We start from the raw sequence: 2,004 nt of genomic DNA, 5'->3' as shown, positions 1-2,004 counted from the left end.
GGACGGGCTGGCCTGGCGCGACCGCTGGATCCCGGCCTACTACCTGCCCGCCGACCAGCTCGACACCGCCGGACTACGGCTGGCTGTTGCGCAGGCCGCCGACCCGCAGGAGGCTCTGGCCGCCGCCGAACGCGCGGCGGAGGCGCGGGAACAATCGCGGCTGGCGCGGCGCCGGGTGCGGGAGCTGAACAAGCGGGGCGTGGCCGCGGCCGAGCGTCGCGAGGACTTCCTCTCCACGTACTTGCAGCGCACCAAACCACCGGCGCAGGCTGCGCATTTCGTGGCCGAATATTTGGCGCGGAATCTGGCGCCGGGTGCGTTGCAGTTGGTGACCAAGCTGCTCGGTATCGGGTTCTCGACCGAGGAACTGGTGAAAGTGATCGGTTCGGCGTCGGTGAACCGGGCCTGGGTGCTCGCACTGGGCATGGTGCTGGCGACCCGCGAGGCCACGCTGGACAAGAGCTTGTGGCGCACCCGCTCGCAGGCCACGTCCCGGTATCTGCACCTGCTGGCCGACATTGCCGGTCCCGATGATGATTTCGCGTTGGTCGAGGTCGAACAGGCCGCCGCGGGCGACATCGACTACCGCGACATCCCCATCGACAAATAACCGGAACCCGGCCCTGTCGCACTGTGGCAGGGCCGGTCCTGCATGCAATCCGCTCCCGTTCACTGATTGAGGAGAACGTCTTATGGCTGGTGACACGGTCTTGACCGTCGTAGGAAATCTGACCGAGGCGCCCGAGCTTCGGTTCACTCCCGCCGGCGCGGCGGTCGTCAATTTCACCGTCGCCTCGACACCGCGGTACTTCGACCGCGACGCCGGTGAGTGGAAGGACGGCGATCCGCTGTTCCTGCGCTGCAATCTGTGGCGCCAGGCCGCGGAAAATCTCGCCGAATCGCTGTCGCGCGGTGCGCGTGTCATCGTCATGGGGCGACTCAAGCAGCGCTCGTTCACCACCCGCGAGGGCGACAAACGCACCGTCGTCGAACTCGACGTCGACGAGGTCGGCGCCTCCCTGCGCTACGCCACCGCGACAGTCACCCGCGCCACCGCAAACGGATCAGGCGGCCCGCGGACCCGACGCGCGGTAACCACGCACCGCGACGGATTCGGCAACCCCGACACAGACACCAGCACAGGATTCGACCAACCAACTGCTTCCGCTTCAGGTGGTGAGGATCCGTGGCGGGAGCCGGCCATGGCCGGAGCCGCCGCGGGATTCGGCGACGACGCTCCCCCGTTCTAACGCACTGCCTCTCTATTCCACTTGCTCGGCTCGCTCACCCCGTTCGGAACCGTCGGTTCCGGGCGGGGTGAGTTGCGTTGTGGGGGCGCGGGTCTGGCCGGTCGTGGTGACCAGCCATCCGAGGGCTACCAGGGCGGGCCCCGCCGCGCGTGACGGCCCGCGCCCGGCGCGCACGAATTCCCCGGCGCGCCGACCCCACGTACTCCCGCCGGGCGGGGGTGATGTGCGCGGGAATTCGCCCGCGCACGCCCCGGCGCGTTCCGCCCCAACCCGCGCGTCGCCTCCCGCCCCGGTTCTCGCGCCCTCGGCTGGTCACCGCGACCGGCCCGACACCCGCATGGTCGATCCGGGACCGTACCGGTCCCAGCGGGTGCTCGCCCACCTCTCGATTGACGACAGGACGAACTCTCGTGACCGAAATCAGCGCCTTCCTCGATGCCATCGCCCACCTCGACTACGCCATCACCAGCGACCGCCGCGCCGCGCGCCGCACCTTCACCGCCGCGCTCACACATGCCACCCCCGGTGAGCGTGACGTGCTCGACGCCATGGTCGACGCCTTTACTCTCTATCCGTACCGCAGCGCGCTGCTGCGCCTGGAAGCCGCGTTCCGCGACGACGAACCCAAACGCGCACTACTGGCGCGGCTGCTGCCCGACACCGACCCCGGCCTGTATGTGCGCGAGCGTGCCGAACGGATCGCGCTCCTCGAACAGCGCGCCCGCACAGGCGGCAGCAGCGTCGATGACGAAGC

The 2,004-nt window shown here is 69.4% G+C and carries 2 protein-coding genes and 1 pseudogene; all 3 read left to right on the top strand.

Annotation, left to right across the window (positions count from 1 at the left end; all coding sequences use genetic code 11):
- Positions 1-610: pseudogene (locus A5780_RS41380) on the top strand (hypothetical protein); the annotation flags it as partial.
- Positions 611-692: 82 nt separating this feature from the next.
- Positions 693-1,250: a single-stranded DNA-binding protein gene (locus A5780_RS27490; RefSeq protein ID WP_064910145.1), complete on the top strand. Its 558-nt coding sequence runs from the start codon at positions 693-695 to the stop codon at positions 1,248-1,250.
- Between the two features lie 410 nt (positions 1,251-1,660).
- Positions 1,661-2,004 (top strand): hypothetical protein (locus A5780_RS27485; protein ID WP_156769691.1); only part of this gene is annotated, 344 nt, incomplete at its 3' end.

Origin of the sequence: Nocardia sp. 852002-20019_SCH5090214 (genome assembly GCF_001665865.1) — a bacterium.
Taxonomy (GTDB): domain Bacteria; phylum Actinomycetota; class Actinomycetes; order Mycobacteriales; family Mycobacteriaceae; genus Nocardia; species Nocardia nova.
The sequence above is the reverse complement of the archived record's forward strand: the minus strand, read 5'-3'. Positions and strand labels throughout refer to the sequence as shown.

What these genes read in the sequence shown, in the direction of transcription:
- A5780_RS27490 (WP_064910145.1), top strand. Translation starts at nt 693, where the DNA reads ATGGCTGGTGACACGGTCTTGACCGTCGTAGGAAATCTGACCGAGGCG.